Here is an 18,174-nt window from a genome sequence, read left to right as displayed (position 1 = left end):
GAGTTCGCCCGCTCTACGGCATCACCCGGCACAGGGCGTCCAGCGCGCCGGCCCACGCGCTGTCCGAGGGCGCGGCGTAGTTGACCACCAACGCGTCCCGCTCGGGCGGCCGTCGACCGGAGTCCGCGACCTCGTACCGGAACTGGGCCAGGCCGCCGACCGCCAGACCCCGCCTCGCCGCCGCCTCGACGACCGCGCGTTCGGTCCCGGGCGGAAGTTCGAGGACCGCCTGGAGCCCGGCGGCCAGGCCGGTCACCCGGACGCCCGGGGCCCTCGACGCCAGGGCCGCGACCAGTTGGTCCCGGCGGCGCCGGTAACGCAGCCGCATCGCGCGCACGTGCCGGTCGTACGCACCCGAGGCGATGAACTCCGCGAGCGTCAACTGTTCCAGCGCGCTCGACCAGTCGACGCTTCCCTTGGCCGCCGCGACCTGCCGGACCAGCTCCCCGGGCAGCACCATCCAGGCCAGCCGCAGCCCCGGCGCCAGGGACTTGCTCACCGTGCCGAAATACACCACCCGCTCCGGGTCGAGGCCCTGCACCGCGCCGACCGGCTGACGGTCGTACCGGAACTCGCCGTCGTAGTCGTCCTCCAGGATCAGCCCGCCGGTGGCCCGCGCCCAGTCGACCACCGCCGTACGCCGGTCCGGGCTGAGCGCGACCCCGGTCGGGTACTGGTGCGCCGGTGTCACCAGCACCGCACCGACCCCGGGCAGTCGGACCAGGTCGTCGGTGCGCGCGCCATGCTCGTCGACAGGCAGGGGCGGGATGTCCAGACCGGCACCGGCCAGCAGGTTCCGGTAGACGTCGAACCCGTACGACTCGACGGCCACCGCCCGTACCCGCCGCGCCCTGAGCACCTGCGCGATCAGCGTCAGGCCGTGGTGGAACCCCGAACAGACGACAACCCGCTCCGGTTCGGCGTACACCCCACGGGCCCGCGCCAGGTAGTCCGCGAGCACGCTCCGCAGTTCCATCCGGCCGAGCGGGTCGCCGTACCCGAAGGCGTCGTACGGGGCAGCGGTCAGCGCCCGGCGGGCCGCGCCCAACCATCGCGTACGCGGGAACTCCGCGAGGTTCGGCGACCCCGGCAGCAGCCCGTACGTTGGACCGGGCCGGCTCGCCCCGGCTCGGACCTCGGCGGCACGGCCGGAGGCGGCACGGGCCGGGCGGGCACGCCGGGCCACCCGGGTTCCGGAGCCCTGCTGGGCGGTGAGCCATCCCTCGGCGACCAGTTCCGCGTAGGAGTTGGCCACCGTGTTACGGGCGACGCCGAGATCCGCGGCGAGTGACCGGGACGACGGCAGCCGGGTGCCGGGCGCCAGCCGCCCGCCGCGTACGGCCTCGCGCAGGGCCTGCGTGAGCCCCGCCCGCAGCCCGGGGCCGGTCAGCTCCAGGTGCAGGTGCAGGTCCGCACCGAACGCGGACGGCCCGGCGACACCCGGATTGGCCCACGATTCCGTCATGGAATTGCACCATACGCCGAGGCCACCGGCTGCGTAGCGTTGCCGCGATGACAACGCTAGGAACGATCACAACGCATGCACCGATGACAACGCATGGAACGCCGGGCAGTGGGCGCCTCCCGGAACACGCGCAGCGCCTGGACTGGGCGAAACTCGCCCCCGAGGCGTACAAGGCCATGGTCCGGCTGGACACGGTGGCGCGGCAGGGCGTCGAGCCGACCCTGCTCAACCTGGTCAAGATCCGCGCTTCCCAGCTCAACCGCTGCGCCTTCTGTCTGGACATGCACAGCAAGGACGCGCTGGCCTCGGGTGAGTCGGCGGAGCGGATCATCCAGCTCGCGGCGTGGACCGAGTCGAGGCACTTCTACACCGCGAAGGAGATCGCGGCGATCGAGCTGACCGAGGCGGTCACCGTGCTCACCGACGGATTTGTCCCGGACGAGGTGTACGCGCGGGCGGCGAACGAGTTCAACGAGACCGAACTGGCCCGCCTCATCGTCGCGATCACGACGATCAACGCGTGGAACCGCTTCGGGGTGTCCACCCGGATGGTCCCCGGCCACCACACGCCGAGCGGCCGATGACGTCCCCCGCGCTCGCCTTCCGCGCCATGCACCACGGTCGCGCCGCAGGGGACCCGCTTGTCCTGCCGGGGCCGTGGGACGCGGGCAGCGCCCGGGTCTTCGCCGACGCCGGCTTCCCGGCCCTCGCCACCCCGAGTGCCGGCGTCGCCGCCTCGCTGGGCTACCGGGACGGTGCCACCCCGCCCGAGGAGATGTTCGCCGCGGTGGCGCGGATCGTCCGGGCCGTGTCGGTGCCCGTGTCGGCCGACGTCGAGGGCGGCTACGGCCTCGCTCCCCGGGAACTGGTCGGGCGGCTGCTGGAGACCGGCGTTGTCGGCTGCAACCTGGAGGACTCCGAGGCACGGACGCTCAAGGACCCCCGGCGGCACGCGGACTGGCTGGCCGAGGTACACGCGGAGGCGGGCGACGCCCTCTTTGTCAACGCCCGCGTCGACACCTTCCTGTACGGCACGGGTGACCCGGCGGAGGCCGTGGAACGAGCCCGGCTGTACGTGGCCGCCGGCGTCGACTGCGTGTACCCGCTGCTGGCGCCGCCCGAGGCGGTCCCGGTGCTGCGAAACGGGGTCGACGGCCCGGTCAACCTGGCCGCCGGACCGGACCGGAGGTCCGTGGCCGAACTGGCACGGCTGGGCGCGACCCGGATCACCTTCGGTCCCGGGATGCAGCGGTACGCGATGGAAACGGTCGGCGAACTCGCCGCGCGGCTGAGGTGACGAGTCGCCGCTGGTCACCCACACCGCCTGGACGGCGTACGGCCGCTGACGGCAAACGCCCGACAAACGCTGCAAATCAGGTTGCAGACGACCTCAAGCGATCTTGAAGTGATCCCACAAACACTCTGCGACAGGAACCGCTCCCACAAAGAACGGAAACGCAGAGTGCCCAGATCCCTGCTCCAGAAGATCGTCCCCCAACGGATCCTCGCGACGGCGACCAGCGTGCTCGCCGCGGCCACTCTCGGCCTGGCCGTCGTGGCCGTCGACACCGTCACCGCCCCGCCCGCGCCGGCCCGGGCCGCCTCGTCGGTGGGCGGGCAGATCACCCGGGACGAGGTACTCAACCGGGCCCGGTGGTGGATCGACCAGTACGGCGCGATCTACAGCCAGTACCAGAGCGACCAGAAGCCGGACCAGGATGGACACCCGTACCGGCCGGACTGCTCGGGCTTCGTGTCGATGGCGTGGCACCTGCCGAAGAGTGGTGGCGGGGACCGCTCGACCCGGACCTTGGATACCTTCGGCGACACCAGGACGTTCGACAACCTGGGCGACCTGTTGCCCGGTGACGCGATCCTCGGCGTGGAGTACGGCCACGTGGCCCTGTTCGAGAAGTGGGTGGACTCGTCCCGGACCCAGATGTGGGTCTACGAGGAGTACAAGGAAAATCTCGAGGGACGCCGCGTGGTCAAGAGCCGCTCCTGGTACGAGGCGGAGAACTTCAAGGGCGTCAGGTACAACAAGATCATCGACGGCGTACGCGGCACCGCCAACATCTACGGCGTACTCGCCGACGGCCGGCTGACGTTCACCGCGGTCGACGCCGCCACCGGTGACCGTATCCGGGGCGCCTCGCGCTCCGACGCGTCCCTGCCGTTCACCCCGCGCACCATGGCCACCCTCGACTACAACACCATCCTGTTCACCTCCACCGCCAACGAACTCTGGCGCGTCGACATCGGCACCAACCTGGACACCGTCACGTTCCGGACGCCGACCCGCCTCGCCGACAGCGGTTGGAGCCACGACCTGCTCACCTACGACGGCAGCGGTCACCTCTACGGCATCGCCGACGGCGTGCTGCGCCGTTACACCGTCAACGTCGCCAAGCCGGAGATCACCGACATCACCGGCTACGTGTCGATCGACGAGGGCTTCGGCGCCCTCAAGACCCTCACCGCCACCGGCCCCGACTGGCTGCTCGGGACCACCTCGGACGGCCGGCTCCGGTCCTACCGGGTCGACGGAGTCGACAACTGGACCGGCAGCGACCTCCGCGAATCCACCTGGCAGGTCTTCACCAACCTGGTCTCGCCCGGTGGTGGTGTCTACTTCGGACACAAGCCCACCTCGATGAACCACTACGTCGACCTCAACCCCTACGACTTCAGCGGCGGTGACATCAGCGGCACCGGTGAGACAGACCCGAGCGGGTGGAGCCAGGTGCTCATCTCGGCCCAGCCCGGCACGGTCTCCTGACCGTCGTCACGATCGTGGGTCCGGACCGCTCGGTCCGGACCCACATGTCCGTCGCGCCGACGCGGCGGCGGGACCGGTGACCCAGGCGTCACCGTCGACACAACGGCCGGTCAGCTACCCGCGGGCGCGGGTGAGACCGGCACCGACGGGTCGGCCCGTCGTCGGCGTACCGCGTTGACGATCAGGTCGACGGCGATGAACCCGAGCAGTGGGATGCCGAACAGCGGCAGCACCCAGCCGATCAGGAAGACCACCGGCAGACCGACGAGGATCATCCAGGACGGGAGCCTCTGCCACCCGCCACGAGCGGCCGGTGGCGCACCGACCAGGGCGGATCGGTCGGCCCGGGTCGGTCGACGCTGCCACCACATCCGGTAGCCCCAGACGATCACGCAGATCAGTCCGACGGCGAGGGCGGCGAGCAGGATCTGGTTCGCCGGGCCGAACAGGATCGCCATGTGCGCGCTGATCCCGAGACTGCTCAGCTTGGCCAGCAGCGGCCAGTCGCCGAAGTCGCTACGGGCGACGACCGTACCGGCGCTCGGGTCGATCGCGGCCCGGTCCTTCCGCACCGGCCAGGTGTCGTCCACCTGTGCCACCGTCCACGCCGAGGAGGCGTCCTCGGGCAGGGTCACCTCGACCGGGCCGGTGAGCCGGTTGTCCCGGGCGACGCGGAGCACCTGGTCGATCGCGGCCGGGTCGACCGGAACCGGAGCGGCGGCCGGTCCGCCACCGTGATGTCCTCCCCCGGCCTCCGGCTGGCCGCCGGGGGTCAGGGCGGTCGACAGTTGCGGGGTACGGGCGTCGAGTGCGTCCAGCCCCGAGCTGAAGTTCGCGCCCGCGTACCGCGACCAGGTCAAGCCGGTGGCGGAGAGGAAGAGCAGGCCGATCACCAGCCACACGCCGGTGCTGGCGTGCCAACCACGGGTACGGCGGACCCCCTTGCGGGCGGCGAGGTCCGGCAGCAGCAGCCGGCGGGCCCTGCCGCGTACGCCCCGGTGGCGACGCCACCACAGCGCCAGGCCGCCGAGGGCGATCACCCAGAGCCAGCTCGCCGCGAACTCGGAATAGTGCCGCCCGACGACTCCGAGGTGCAGGTTGCGGTGCAGGTCGTCCAGCCAGGTACGCACCGGCGTGTACCCGAACCAGGTCGTCAGTTGCCCCTTCACCTGTGCGGTGTACGGGTCGACGTACACGCTGTGCTGGTTCTCCCCCAGCTCCGGCGAGGTGAACACCACCTGGGTGGTGGCGTCGGAGGCGCCGACCGCGACGTACGACAGGGTGCCGTCGGGGTGGCTCGCCCTGGCCGCGGCCACCTGCTCGGAGAGCGGTTTTGCCGTCCGGCCCGCCGGATCGGCGCGCAGTTCGGTGCCGTAGAGGGCGGCGTCCAACTGCGGGGTGATCGTGTAGAGCAGCCCGGTCAGGGCCGCGACGAGGAGGAACGGGGCGACCAGCACACCGGCGTAGAAGTGCAGCCGGAGCAGGAGGGCGCCCAGCCCGGTGGAGGGCCGCGCCACGGTGGGCACGGCCGGGGTGGCTGGGGACGGTGTGGGCCCAGGCTGTTCGGCCTGGACGGAGGTGATGGACATCGGCTCCTCGATCGCACTCGCGGCCGGCGTGACGCACGGCCTGTGAACCTGGTCGAACGCGCCGCCCACGGGTCCCACGTGCCGCGACGTCGCCGGACCCGGTGCTGGCACCGACGTCCGTCCAAATAGTCGATGTCCGTCGCACAAAAGTTCCCGGCCGAGTTCCCCGGTCGCGGGGCTCGTCCGCTCGCCCGTCCGGTGGACTCCACCTCCTACGATCCGGCACACCGGTACGAGACGAGGGAGGTCCGATGGCGATGACGAGCGGTGGTTCCCGGCGTGAGGTGGTGCGGCTGACGGCGGACGGGGAGCGCTGCCACGCGCGCGGTGACCTCCCCGGTGCGATCGACCGGTACCAACGGGCCTGCACCCTGGTACGGGAGGCGACCGAGGCCGAGCCGTGGGACGCCGACAACCCGCAGCAACTCGGGTCGATGCTCTACACCCTCGGGGAGTGGCTCCGGCAGGCCGACGACTACCAGGGCGCGGTCGACGCCCTGGTCGAGGCGGAGACCGCCTACGAGCGCCTCGGCGGGTCGGCCGGGCAGCTCGTCGCCGACGTCCTGATCCGCCGGGCCCGGGTGCACGCCGGCGCCGGCCGTCCGCTGTCGGCGATCGCCGACGCCCAGCAGGCGGTGACCACCTGCCTCGATCTCCGCGTGGAGCGCTCCGACGCCGAGGGGGCGGTGCCGGCCGCCCGGGTGGTCGCCCTGGCCGCGCAGGTGCAGATGGCCATCGGTGGCGACCCCGACGTCGCGGCGAGCGCGGCCGACTGGGCGCTGCGGGAGTTCCTGGCGGCGTACCGCCGTGGTAACCAGTTCGCGCTACCGGCCGCGCACGCGCTCCCGGTACACGCGGCGGCGGCGGTCGCCTTCATCGTGCACGGCGCGGCCGGCCGGGACGAGCTGGCCCGGATGGCACAGTGGTTCCTCGCCACCACCAGCCCGGACGAGCCCCTGCCCGGCAACGACGTGGCCGAGCAGGTGATCAACGGCCAACCGTCGCTGGCGCGGGCGCTCGCCACGGCGGGCAAGCACGATCTGGTCGAGACCCTCACCGCGCCGGCCACCGAGGTCAGGATTCTCGCACCCTCGATGCGCTGCTCCCCCCAGCTCGCCCCGGCGTACGCCACCACCCTGGGCGAACTGCTGGTCAGCGCCCCCGACGCGGACGAGCTGCTGTTCGGGTTGGAGGCGCACGCCCTGTTCGCGGCGGCGTCCCAGCAACGGGTGGTCGGCATGCGCTACCAGTTCGGCGAGTTCGGCCGGCACTGGGCCGCCGCCGTGATCAACTTTGGCCAGCGTCAGCTCGAGTCCGACCGGGTGCCGGCCGCGCTCGACGCCGCCGGGTGGCTGGCCGGCATCATCGGGCAGCTCGCCCCGTACGCGATGATCGACCCGAAGGTGCGGTTCGACGCGCTGAGCTGTTCCCGCTGGCAGCACGACCTCTACCGCCGGGTCGGCGACACCGGCGCCGCCGCCCAGGTGGCCGAGGTGATCGCGATGCTGGAGGCGATGCCCGGATCGTGACCGCATGGTCAGGTGGCGCGCAGCGGGCGGTCCGGGTGGACGCAGGCGTCGCCGAGCAGGTCGACGTAACGGGCCACCCAGTCGCGGGCGGTGGCGTCGGTGAGCCGGTCCAGCGGGTACTCCAGGTAGCCGTCGAGCCGGTCCGGGTGGGGCACCAGACCGAACATCAACGCACCGCGCTCGGCGTCGGTCGGCACGTCGTGCACCCGTACGGTCAGGTCGGGCAGGTCGAGCCGCATGTCCAGGGTGTTCTGGAAGGCGAAGCTCACCATCACCCCGGGCGGCATCGCGCCGCCCGCCGGGCCGAGGAACTGCCCGTAGATCCAGGCGGTGGGCAGCAGGTTGTCGATCCCGGCGAAAAGGCTGTCGGCGGTCTGCTCCACCAGCTCACCGAAGGTCGCGGCGGCACCGGTACGGATCCGCAACGGCAGCGCCGTGGTCATCACGGCGACCGACTCCTCGTACGCCCGGGGTGAGCGGTTCGCGTGTGGCACCGAGAGCGTCACGTCGCGCGTCCCGCTGAGCCGGGCGAGCAGGAGCGCCATCGCGGCGGCTGTCACCGCGTTCACGGTGGCACCCCGGGACCGGGCGAGCGCCTCGGCGGCGAGCCGAACCCGCTCCGGGATCTCGAACCGGTGGGTGGCGGCGCGTCCGGTGGGCCGGTCCGGGGCCGGTCCGTCGAACGGCAGGTCCAGGGTGAGCGGTCCGTCGCCGAGGTGCGCGGCCCAGTGCGCGAGCCGTCGTCGTCGGGTCGGCTCGTCCCACTGGTCCCGTTGCCAGCGGGCATAGTCGGTGCACTGGGCGGCCGGCGCACCGAAGTCGGCCGTGCCCACGGCGTGCGCGCTGCGGTAGCCGGCGGCCAGGTCGCGTAACAGCACCGAGATGGCCCATCCGTCGCAGGCGATGTGGTGCACGACCAGGACCAGCCAGGACTCCCCCGGATCGAGGCGGATCAGCGCGTACCGCACCGGCGCCTCGTCGGCCAGCGCGAACGCCGGCTCGACCACCGCCCGGCAGGCCGCCTCGGCCCGCGCGCGCTTCTGTTCGGCCGCCTCACCGTCGGCATCCCGGACCCCCGTCGGCGCGAGCCCGGTCAGGTCGACAACCGGCAGCGGGACCGGCCGGTGGGCGATGATCCGCTGGAACCGGTCGTCGCCGTCGCGTCCGAGTCGGGCCCGCAGCGCGTGGTGCCGGGCGAGCAGCCCGTCGACGGCGGCGTCGAGCGCGGCGACGTCCAGGTCGCCGACGAGTTCCAGGCGCAGCCCGACGTTCCAGCCGCTGGAGTTGCCGGTCCGCTCGACGTTCTGCACCATCCGGTCCTGCTGGGCCGAGAGCGGCGCCCGCGTCACCTCACGCCCGTCGGCCGGTCCGGCCAGCCAGCGCGACAACTCGTCCCGGTACGACCGCAGGGCCGCCACCAGATCCGGGGTCATCACCGTGGCCGGGGCGTCGTAACGCAGCGTGCCGTCGACACCGGTGAGCCGTACGTCGCGCACGGCGACGTACTCCAGCAACTCGTCGAAGGTCACAGCGTGCCCCGTACCCGTCCGGGGTGCCCGTTCGGAGCGGGCGTGGAGTGTTCGCGCAGTCGCCGCACCATCGCGGCGACGGTCGGCGCGCGGAAGAAGTCCAGCGCCGGATACTCGACGCCGGTCGCCTCGCGTACCCGGTTGAGCAGGCGCAGGGCGTTGATCGAGTGCCCGCCGAGGGTGAAGAAGGAGGACTCGGCTTCGATCCGCTCCGGTTCCTGGTCGAGCTCGGCGGCCCAGAGCGCCCGTACCGTCTCCTCGACGGTCTCCGCCCCGGCGACCGACGGCGGGGCCGGCGGCGCGGGCGCGGGCGGTGGTTCCGGTGCGGGCGCGGGCGGTGGTCCCGGAGCCGGTGCGGGTGCCGGTGCCTCGGCCGCTGTGGCGGGGACGGGCATGCCGGTCCGGATCGTCGGCTCCGGCAGGTTGGCCTGGTCGAACTTGTTGTTGCCGGTCTGCGGCAGCACCGGCAGGAGTGCCCACACCCGTGGGATCAGCACGTCGGGCAGGTGGCGGGCCATCGCCGCGACGAGCCGCTCGGCGATCCCGTCGTGCGCCACACCCGGCGCCGGCACCACGTATCCGGCGAGGTACGCGTCGCCGTTGCGGTCCCGGCGGGCGACCACGATGCCGTCGGCGACCAGGTCCAGCCCACGCAGTACGGCAGACGCCTCCCCCGGCTCGACCCGGTTGCCCCGGATCTTGACCTGGTCGTCGGCCCGCCCGAGGAAGACGAGCACCCCGTCGGTGGTCCAGCGGACCAGGTCGCCGGTGCGGTAGAAGCGGGCACCGGGTCCGCCACCGGGATCAACGACAAACCGTTCCTCGGTCAGCTCGGGCCGGTTCAGGTAACCGCGCCCCACCCCGGCGCCGCCGATGAAAAGCTCTCCCACGGCACCGACCGGTGCCAGGTTGCCCCGCTGGTCGCGTACCTCGACGTGGATGTTGTCCAGCGGGCGACCGATCGGGATCGGGCCCGGTGCCGCCTTCGACGCGTCGGCCACCACGTCCACCACCACCACAACCGTGGTCTCGGTCGGCCCGTAGATGTTGTGCACCACGTACGGCAGGTCGGGCTGTGGGCGTACCCGGAGCTGCTGGCCGCCGACGGCCAGGTGGCGCAGGCGTGGCTGGGCCGCGACGGGCAGCGAGAGCAGCCCCTCGCCGATCGGCGTGGGCAGCATCGCGATGCTCACCCCGGCGGTACGCATCCAGCGGGCCAGCGCCATCGAGTCCAGGCGCACCGCGTCCTCGGCGATCGCCAGGCTGGCGCCGGCCATGAAGGTCGGCCAGATCTCCAGCATGGAGGCGTCGAAGCTCTGCCCGCAGACGGCGGCACTACGGTCGGCGGCGGTCAGCTCCAGCTTGTCGTGGTACCACCGGCACAGGTTCAGCACACTGCGGTGCGTGATCACCGCGCCCTTCGGCCGACCGGTCGAACCGGACGTGTAGATCACGTAGCACGGTGCGTCCGGATCGTCCGCGACCCGGGCCAGGCCGCCCCGCACCCGCGCCTCGTCGACCTCCGTGTCGACGTACAACGGCCGGACCCCGTCGGGAAGGTCCGGTGGCTCGTTGCCCTCGGTGGTCAGTACCACGCGGGCGCCGCTGTCGGAGATCATGAAGTGCACCTGCCGCTCGTTGAGCAGCGGGTCCATCGGCAGGTACGCCGCACCCGTACGCAGCACCGCGAGCGTCGCCACGACGAACTCCGGCGACCGGGGCAGCCAGAGCGCCACGATCTCGCCCGGCCCGGCGCCGAGTCGGGCCAACCGGTCGGCGAGCAGCGCCGCCCGGTCGTCGAGCTGCCGGTACGTCAGCACACTGCCGCCGCCGATCAGCGCCACACTCTGCGGTGTCCGGTCGGCCCAGTGCCGGACCGCGTCGTGCAGGCAGCCCGGCGGCAACTCGCGGCGCCGCCCGGTGCCCCAGCGGGTCAACGTGTCGCGGTCGGCGTCGAGAATCCCGACCAGCGCCGAGATCGGGGTGCCGGGGTCGCGGACCGCCGCCTCCAGGATCGCGACCAGGTACGACAGCAGCCGCTCGACGCCGTCGCGGTCGAACAGGTCGGTGTTGTACTCCAGCCGGCAGGTGATCCGGTCGGGGTGGTTGGTCACGTAGAGGCTCAGGTCGGCCACCGCGCGCTCGGCCCGGTGGTCCAGCGTGCGGGCGCTCACCCCGGGCAGGTCGAACGGGAACGGGTCGTCGTTCTCGAACTCCAGGATGGTCTGGAAGATCGGGTTGCGGCTGGTGTCCCGCACCGGCTGGACCGCGCGGACCACCGAGTCGAGCGGGACGCCCGCGTGGTCGTACCCGTCCAGCGCGGTGCCGCGTACCCGCCCGAGCAGGTCGGCGAAGGTCGGGTCGCCGGAGAGGTCCAGCCGCAGCGCGATCGTGTTGAGGAAGAACCCGACCACCTGTTCCGCGCCGGCCGGTCGGACCGACACCGGCGTACCCACGATCAGGTCGTCGGTGCGGGTGAACCGGCGCAGCGTGGCCGCGTACCCGGCCAGCATGGTCATGAACAGGGTGGCCCGGTGCTCGCGGCCAAGCCCGCGCAGCCGCTCGGACAACTCCGGGTCCAGCCCACGCCGCACCGACGCGCCGTTGCCGGTCTGCACGGTCGGCCGTGGCCGGTCGGTCGGCAGGTCGAGCACGGGCAGGTCGCCGGCCAGCCGCTCACGCCAGTAGTCCAGCCCACCGCCGTCGGCACCAGGTCCACCCGCGCCGGGGCCGTCGTGGGCGCCGGAACCGTCGGCGTGGGGGCGGTCCGCCGCCGCCTCCCGGCGGGCCAGGTCGAGACAGTCCAGGGGTACGTCCGGCAGCTCGACCGGTCGCCCGGTCAGCTCCGCCCGGTACAGCGCCGACAGGTCCCGGGCCAGCACGGCCGCCGAGGCCGCGTCGACCACGATGTGGTGGAACGAGAGCACCAGCACGTGCCGCTCGTCGGACCAGCGCAGCAGCCGGCTCACGAACAGCGGCCCGGTGGCCAGGTCGAACGCGCGCCGGCTCTCGCTGGCGAACACCGACCGTACGGCCTCGTCCTCGTCCCGGCCGCCCCGCTCCTCGACGGCGAAGTCGAGCGGGCCCCGACCGAGCACGACCTGCACCGGTCCCCCGTCCCGCTCGCGGAACACGGTACGCAGCGCACCGTGGCGGTCCACCAGCCGTACGAGTGCGGCACGCAGCGCCGGCACGTCCAGTCGCCCGTCGAGTCGTACCGCCGTCGGCTCGTTGTACGTACCCTGGCCCGGGTTCAACCGTTCGAGGAACCACATCCGCGACTGCCCACGCGACACCGGCCCCGACCGGTCCGGCCGGATCTCCGGCTCGCCCCGAACGGCGTGCCGGAGATCCGGCGCCACCGGGACCGACACCGCGACCGGATCCGACGCGGGCGTCCGCACGGTCACCGACAGCGGACCGGCGACCGACGCGGGCGGTGTGACAGCGACCGACGCGGGCGGTGTGACACCGCCCGGCGCGGGCGGTGTGACAGCGACCGGCGCGGGCGGTGTGACCGGTGCGTCGTGATAGCGGGCGCGCAGGCGGTCGAGCTGCGGCAGTGCCGCCCGCAGCCGCTCCGCCGGCACCCCGAAGTCGACCAGCGCGGCCACCTCGTCGACGCCCGCCGCCGCGAGCGCGTCGATCAGCCGCGCGCCCTCCTCGGGCGATCCGATCAGCGCGCGGGACTCGCAGTACCGGTCGTAGGCGCGCTGGAACACGTAGTCCAGATCCTCCTCCCGGGCACCCTCGAGGTCGACCTGGAAGCCGAGACTGTTGGTCATCTGCCCGAACAGCGCGAGCGAGGACCGCATGTACGCCCGCAGCGGCGCGAACGCCTCGGACCGGGCCCGCCGTGAGTCCTCGCCGAGGTACGTGTGCACCAGCACCACCACCCGGCCACCCTGCGGGTCGAGTCCGTGCGCGGCGCGGGTCTTGCGGTAGCGCACGATGTTGTCGGCCAACTGTTCCACCGACTGGCTCATCAGGTTCGTCACGACACCGAGGTCGTGCTCGGCGGCACGCTGGTACGAGTCCGGGTTGCCGACGACCGCGACGAACATCGGCGGCGCCGCCTGCACGGGGCGGGGCAGGGTGCGCACCTCGACCGTCTCGCCGGTGCCGGACGTACGCCGCACCGCCTCGCCCCGCCAGAGGCGGCGTACCTGGTCGAGGTGGTCGTACATCACCTCGCGGTGCGAGCCGAAGTTCTCCGGGGCGAGCACGAAGTCACCCGCGTGCCAACCCGGCGCGCAGCCGATCCCGACCCGCCCGCCGGAGAGCCGGTCCACCATGGACCACTCCTCGGCGACCCGGATCGGGTCGTGCAGCGGCAGCACCACCGAACCGGCGTGCAGCCGGATCCGACTCGTCTCGCGGGCCAGCGCGGCGGCCAGCACCACCGGGTTGGGGAACACCCCACCGAAGGAGTGGAAGTGCCGCTCGGGTATCCACACCGCGTGAAACCCGTGCTCGTCCGCGAACCGGGCACTGTCAACAATCAACTCGTACGCGTCCCCCGCGTCCCCGTCCCCCTCCGGATAATCCCCAAAAAAGTACACACTGAACTCCGGCGCCCCCCGGGAAAGGAAGGGCCCCTTGTTATCGGATTCGGTAGAGGAAGGGGCCCTTCCTAACACCTGGGGCGTGGCGGGTACGGCGGGTACGGGGGTGGCGGGCAGGGGGGTGGGGGCGGGTACGGGGGTGAGCCGCGGGCGGGTGAGCAGGCCGGCGGCGCGCATCTCCCCCAGTGAGCGGCGGACCGCGTCGACCAGCGTGTCGACGTCGTCGTCGGTGTGTTCGGTGGAGAGGAAGAAGTTGCGCCACTCCCAGACGTACACGCCCTTGAGCAGCAGGTGGTGGTAGAGCAGTTCGAGGTCGGCCCGGTGTTCGAAGCGGAACTGCGACCCGAAGTGACCGAGGCGGACCGGGTACTCCTCCTCCTCGAAGAACGCGTTCAGCGTGCCGACCAGCCGGTCGGTCCGCGCGTTGAGCGCCTGCTGAAGATGGGGGCTCTGCTCCTTGAGCCTGGTCAGCACGGCTCGGGCCGCCGCCATCGAGACCGGGTGCTGGATGTAGGTGCCGCCGAAGAAGGTGGTCTCGCGCTCGGGTCGGCTGTCGTCGCCGTACCGCCAGAAGCCACCGTCGACGCCGTCCATGATGTCGGCGCTGCCGGCGATGGCGCCGATCGGGAAGCCGCCGCCGAGCAGCTTGCCGTACGTGGCCAGGTCCGGGGCCACACCGAACAGTCCCTGGGCACCGCGCGGGTGCGGCCGGAATCCGGTCAGCATCTCGTCGAACATCAGCACGATGCCGTACCGCCGGGTGATCTCACGCAGCCGGAGCAGGAACTCGGCCGGCCGCAGCGTGGGGTGGCGACTCTGCACCGGTTCGACGATCACGGCGGCGAGCCGCTCGCCGAGCGCCTCGATCGTCTCCAGGCTCTCCGGGGTGCCGTAGTCGAGCACGACCAGGTCGGCGACGGCGCTGGCCGGGATGCCGGTGGAGACCGCGACGGTGGTCCGCTCCGCACCGGTGCCGAGTGAACGGCCGAGCACGTTGTCGGCGTGCCCGTGGTACGACCCGTGGAACGTGACGATCGTGTCGCGGCCGGTGGCCGCTCGGGCGAGCCGGATCGCGGCGGAGTTCGCCTCGGTGCCCGAGTTGGCGAACGCCACCCGCCGCATCCCGGTCAGCTCGCTGAGCAGGGTGGCGGCCTCCCCGGTGTCGACGCTGCGTGGGCCGAGCCGGATGCCCCGGGACAGGTGTTCACGTACCGCGTCGCCGACGAAGTCCGGTTCGTGGCCGAAGAGCAGCACCCCGAAGCCCATGGTGATGTCGAGGTACCGGTTGCCGTCCACGTCCTCCAGCCAGGCGCCCTTGGCGCGCTCACCGGCGATCGGGTACAGCATCTCCTTGGTGGCGCTGCGGAACCCGACCACGGCCCGGCTGTCCGCCAGCACGCCCCGGTGGCGCTGGGCGATCTCCTTCGAGCGCCGGGTCTTCGCCACGAACTGGCGTCGCAGGTCCTCGACGTGGGCCCGCTGGCCCTCGGTGGTGACCGCGCCGGCCTGACCGGCGGTGTGCGCCACGGTCACCCTCGGCCCGTGCACCTCGGCCACCGCCGGGGGCACCGGCGCCGCCGCCAACTCCGCCACCTCGGGTACGACCACAGCCGCCCCCGCCTCGGCTACCGCCCCGACAGCCGGGGCGACAACCGGGGCGCGGCGGGACAGGATCAGGCGGGACAGCTTGTCCGGGGTGTCCGCCTCCTCGAAGAGTTCCCGCATCGCGAGCCGTACGCCGAACTCGGCCTCGAACTCGCGCAACGCGTTGATCATGGTGAGCGAGTCGGCGCCCATCTGGAAGAACTGGCGTTCGGTGTCCACGTCGGCCGGGGCGCAGCCGAGGTGGCGGGCGCTGATCTCGCGTACCCGCTCGACCACCGGCCCGAGTTCCGGCGTCGGGCCGCCGGCGGTAGCGTCGGTGCCGGTCTCACGGCCAGTGTCAACGTCAACCATCACGCCTCCAGGATCGGTCGGGGCCAGCGGCGGTCCGGTCCAGTGGACCCGTCGTTGGAACGGATAGGCGGGCAGCGGCACCCGGTGCCCGGCGTCGGGGCCGAGCAGGGCGGCCCAGTCCAGGGCGACCCCGTGTACGTACAGGCGGGCGACCGCCTCGTGGTGCTGGTCGAGTCCGGCGCCCCGCCGCTGGGCCGCGAGCACCGGCGACCCGGGCAGCGCCGGGCGGAGCAGACCGACCAGGCTCGGATGGGGGCTGAGTTCCAGCACCGGGACGCCGGCCGACCCGTCACCGGCCGCCGTGAGGGCGGCGGTGACCAGGTCGAACCGGACCATCGCCCGGGTCTGCCGGACCAGGTACGCCGGGTCCAACCGGTGGCCGACCGGCAGCACGGTCCCGTCCACGCTGCTGACCAGCGGCGTTTCCAGCGGCGCGAGCGGGATCGTGGCGAGCACCTCGCCCAGCGGGGCGAGGATCGGGTCGAGCAGGCCGGTGTGGAAGGCGCGGTTGACGGCGAGCCGGTGCCAGCGCAGTCCACGCTCGTCCAGTCGGCGGCAGGCCGCCTCGACCGCCTCGACCGGGCCGCCGACGACGTGGTGGTCGGCCGTGTTGATCGCGGCGAGGTCGAGTCGCCGGTCGGCGGCGAGCAGTTCGTCGACCACCGGCCGGGCGGCGAAGACCGCGACCATCGCGCCCGGTGCGGTGTACTCGCGCATCAGCCGCCCGCGCAGTCCGGTGAGCCGTAACCCGTCCTCGATCGACAGGGCGCCGGCCGCCGCCAGGGCCGCGTACTCACCGACGCTGTGGCCGGCGACGAGGTGCGGTGTCACCCCGAACGACCGCCACAGTCGGGTCAGCGCGGTCTGGAACGCGAACAGCGCCGGCTGGGCCAGGTCGGTCTCCCACACCGGGGGGTCGGCGGCGCCCGAGCCGTCGCCCAGCAGGGACGCGAGCAGGCTCGGGCCACCGGTACGCCGCTGGTACGCCTCGCACTCGTCGAGCACCGCCCGGAACCGTGGATACCGCCGGTAGAGCGGCACGGCGAGCCCGGCGTACGGGGTGCCCTGTCCGCCGTACACAAAGACGGGTGTGACCGTCCCTGCCGGGACCGGCGCGGCGGTCGCGACCCGGTGGGGAACCTGCCGCTCCGGTTCGGCGAGGTAGCCGTCCAACGCGTCCGCGAGCGCCGTCGGCGTCGCCCCGGTCACGGCGAGCCGGTGCCGCAGGTGCGGGCGGCCGGTCGCGGCGGTGGTGACCAGGTCGTCCAGGTCGAGCCCGGGGTCGGCGCGGAGGTGGTCGGAGAATTGGCGGGCGAGCGTGCGCAGGCTCTCCGGGTGGTGTGCGGAGAGCGGCAGCGTCACCGGGTCGGGTGCCGCCGGGCTGGCCGCCGCCGGGCTGATCGCGGCGGACCGGACCGCCGCCGACCGGGCCGGCGGTGGGGCTTCGAGGATCACGTGCACGTTCGTGCCGCCGACCGCGAGCGAGGTCACCCCGGCCCGCCGTGGGCCGGGCAGGTCGGGCCAGGGCTGTGCCTCGGTGGGGATGAAGAACGGGCTGCTGGCCAGGTCCAGCGCCGGGTTGGGCCGTTCGAAGCCGACCAGCGGCGGGATCTCGCCGTGCCTGAGCACCAGCACCGCCTTGAGCAGTCCGGCCATGCCGGCGGCGGCGTCGAGGTGCCCGATGGCGGGCTTGGCCGAGCCGATCGCGCAGTACCCGGTCCGGTCGGTGCGCTCCCGGAACGCCGAGGTCATGCCGTCGAACTCGATCGGGTCGCCCTTGTAGGTGCCGGTGCCGTGGGTCTCCAGGTAGCCGATGGTCTCGGGCGAGACGCCGGCCACGTCGAGCGCGCGCAGGATGGCTCCGCGCTGCCCGGTCGCGCTCGGCGCGAGGTAGCTCATCTTCGACGCGCCGTCGTTGTTGACGCCGCTGCCCAGGATCACCGCGTGGATGGTGTCGCCGTCGGCGACCGCGCGGTCGTACCGCTTGAGCAGCACCGCGGCGACCCCGTTGCCGCCGACCGTCCCGTCCGAGGACGCGTCGAACGCCCGGCACCGGCCGGAGCGGGACAGGATCGTGCCCTTGACGTGCCGGTAGCCGAGGATCTGCGGGGTGTGCACGGCCGCCGCGCCGGCCAGGGCCAGGTCGGCGTCTCCGGCGAGCAGTGCCTGTCCGGCCAGGTGCACCGCCACCAGCGAGGTCGAACAGCCGGTCTGCACGGTGATCGCCGGTCCGGTGAGACCGAGGCGGTAGGCGACCCGGGTCGCGGCGAAGTCGTTGAAGTTGCCGACGGCGACCTGGAACGCCGAGGCGAAGTCGCCCTCCCAGCGGGCCTCGGGCAGGTTGTTGCGCAGGTACGTGTTGAGCGGGTAGAGGTGGTAGCCGACGCCCGCGTAGACCCCGACCCGCACGTCGGGCGACGTGGCCGCGTAACCGCCGTTCTCCAGCGCGTGGTAGCAGGTCTCCAGGAACATCCGGTGCTGCGGGTCGACGGTGCGCGCCTCCTGCGGGCTCATCCCGAAGAACTCGGCGTCGAAGGAGTCGATGTTGTCGAGCACCCCGCTGACCGCCACGAAGTCCGGCGATTCGCGTACCGGCTCGGGTATTCCGGCGCGGGCCAACTCCTCCGGGCCGAACCTCCGTACGCTGGTCACGCCGGCCCGGATGTTGCTCCAGTACGCCTCGGGCGTGTCGGCGCCGGGCAGCCGGAACGCCATGCCGATGATCGCGATCCGTCGGTCTTCGGTGCGGCCGTCCATCGTGT

Annotated in this window: 8 protein-coding genes; 4 read left to right on the top strand and 4 right to left on the bottom strand. The window is 72.8% G+C overall.

What is annotated here, in order from left to right:
* Positions 1–13: 13 nt before the first annotated feature.
* Positions 14–1,465, bottom strand: coding sequence for a PLP-dependent aminotransferase family protein (locus ACI2K4_RS00975; RefSeq protein WP_404507760.1), 1,452 nt, complete (start codon positions 1,463–1,465; stop codon positions 14–16).
* Positions 1,466–1,548: 83 nt separating this feature from the next.
* Here ACI2K4_RS00975 and ACI2K4_RS00970 point away from each other — a divergent pair, with 83 nt between their 5' ends.
* The 3 genes from ACI2K4_RS00970 to ACI2K4_RS00960 all read left to right on the top strand — a co-directional run bounded on the left by ACI2K4_RS00970 (position 1,549) and on the right by ACI2K4_RS00960 (position 4,244).
* Positions 1,549–2,049, top strand: coding sequence for a carboxymuconolactone decarboxylase family protein (locus ACI2K4_RS00970; protein ID WP_404507759.1), 501 nt, complete (start codon positions 1,549–1,551; stop codon positions 2,047–2,049).
* Positions 2,046–2,762, top strand: a complete 717-nt coding sequence (locus ACI2K4_RS00965) for an isocitrate lyase/phosphoenolpyruvate mutase family protein (RefSeq protein ID WP_404507758.1) — start codon at positions 2,046–2,048, stop codon at positions 2,760–2,762. The genes ACI2K4_RS00970 and ACI2K4_RS00965 overlap by 4 nt, the downstream gene beginning before the upstream one ends.
* Before the next feature lie 165 nt (positions 2,763–2,927).
* Positions 2,928–4,244: a hypothetical protein gene (locus tag ACI2K4_RS00960; RefSeq protein ID WP_404507757.1), complete on the top strand. Its 1,317-nt coding sequence runs from the start codon at positions 2,928–2,930 to the stop codon at positions 4,242–4,244.
* Positions 4,245–4,354: 110 nt separating this feature from the next.
* Here ACI2K4_RS00960 and ACI2K4_RS00955 read toward each other — a convergent pair whose 3' ends face one another.
* Positions 4,355–5,833 carry a PepSY-associated TM helix domain-containing protein gene (locus tag ACI2K4_RS00955; protein WP_404507755.1) on the bottom strand — a complete coding sequence of 493 codons (1,479 nt, stop codon included), beginning with the start codon at positions 5,831–5,833 and terminating at the stop codon, positions 4,355–4,357.
* Between the two features lie 251 nt (positions 5,834–6,084).
* On the opposite strand from ACI2K4_RS00955, the gene ACI2K4_RS00950 reads away from it, so the two are divergent.
* On the top strand, positions 6,085–7,362 hold the full coding sequence (locus ACI2K4_RS00950) for a tetratricopeptide repeat protein (protein WP_404507754.1): 1,278 nt from the start codon (positions 6,085–6,087) through the stop codon (positions 7,360–7,362).
* An 8-nt stretch (positions 7,363–7,370) separates the two neighbouring features.
* Here ACI2K4_RS00950 and ACI2K4_RS00945 read toward each other — a convergent pair whose 3' ends face one another.
* Positions 7,371–8,891 (bottom strand): condensation domain-containing protein, encoded by a 1,521-nt coding sequence (locus ACI2K4_RS00945; RefSeq protein ID WP_404507752.1) that lies wholly within the window; start codon positions 8,889–8,891, stop codon positions 7,371–7,373.
* A complete protein-coding gene (locus tag ACI2K4_RS00940; protein ID WP_404507750.1) occupies positions 8,888–18,169 on the bottom strand; it encodes a MupA/Atu3671 family FMN-dependent luciferase-like monooxygenase in 9,282 nt (3,093 codons plus the stop codon). The genes ACI2K4_RS00945 and ACI2K4_RS00940 overlap by 4 nt, the downstream gene beginning before the upstream one ends.
* Positions 18,170–18,174: the final 5 nt, after the last annotated feature.

This window comes from Micromonospora sp. NPDC050397 (assembly GCF_044901685.1).
GTDB lineage: Bacteria > Actinomycetota > Actinomycetes > Mycobacteriales > Micromonosporaceae > Micromonospora_G.
The sequence above is the reverse complement of the archived record's forward strand: the minus strand, read 5'-3'. Positions and strand labels throughout refer to the sequence as shown.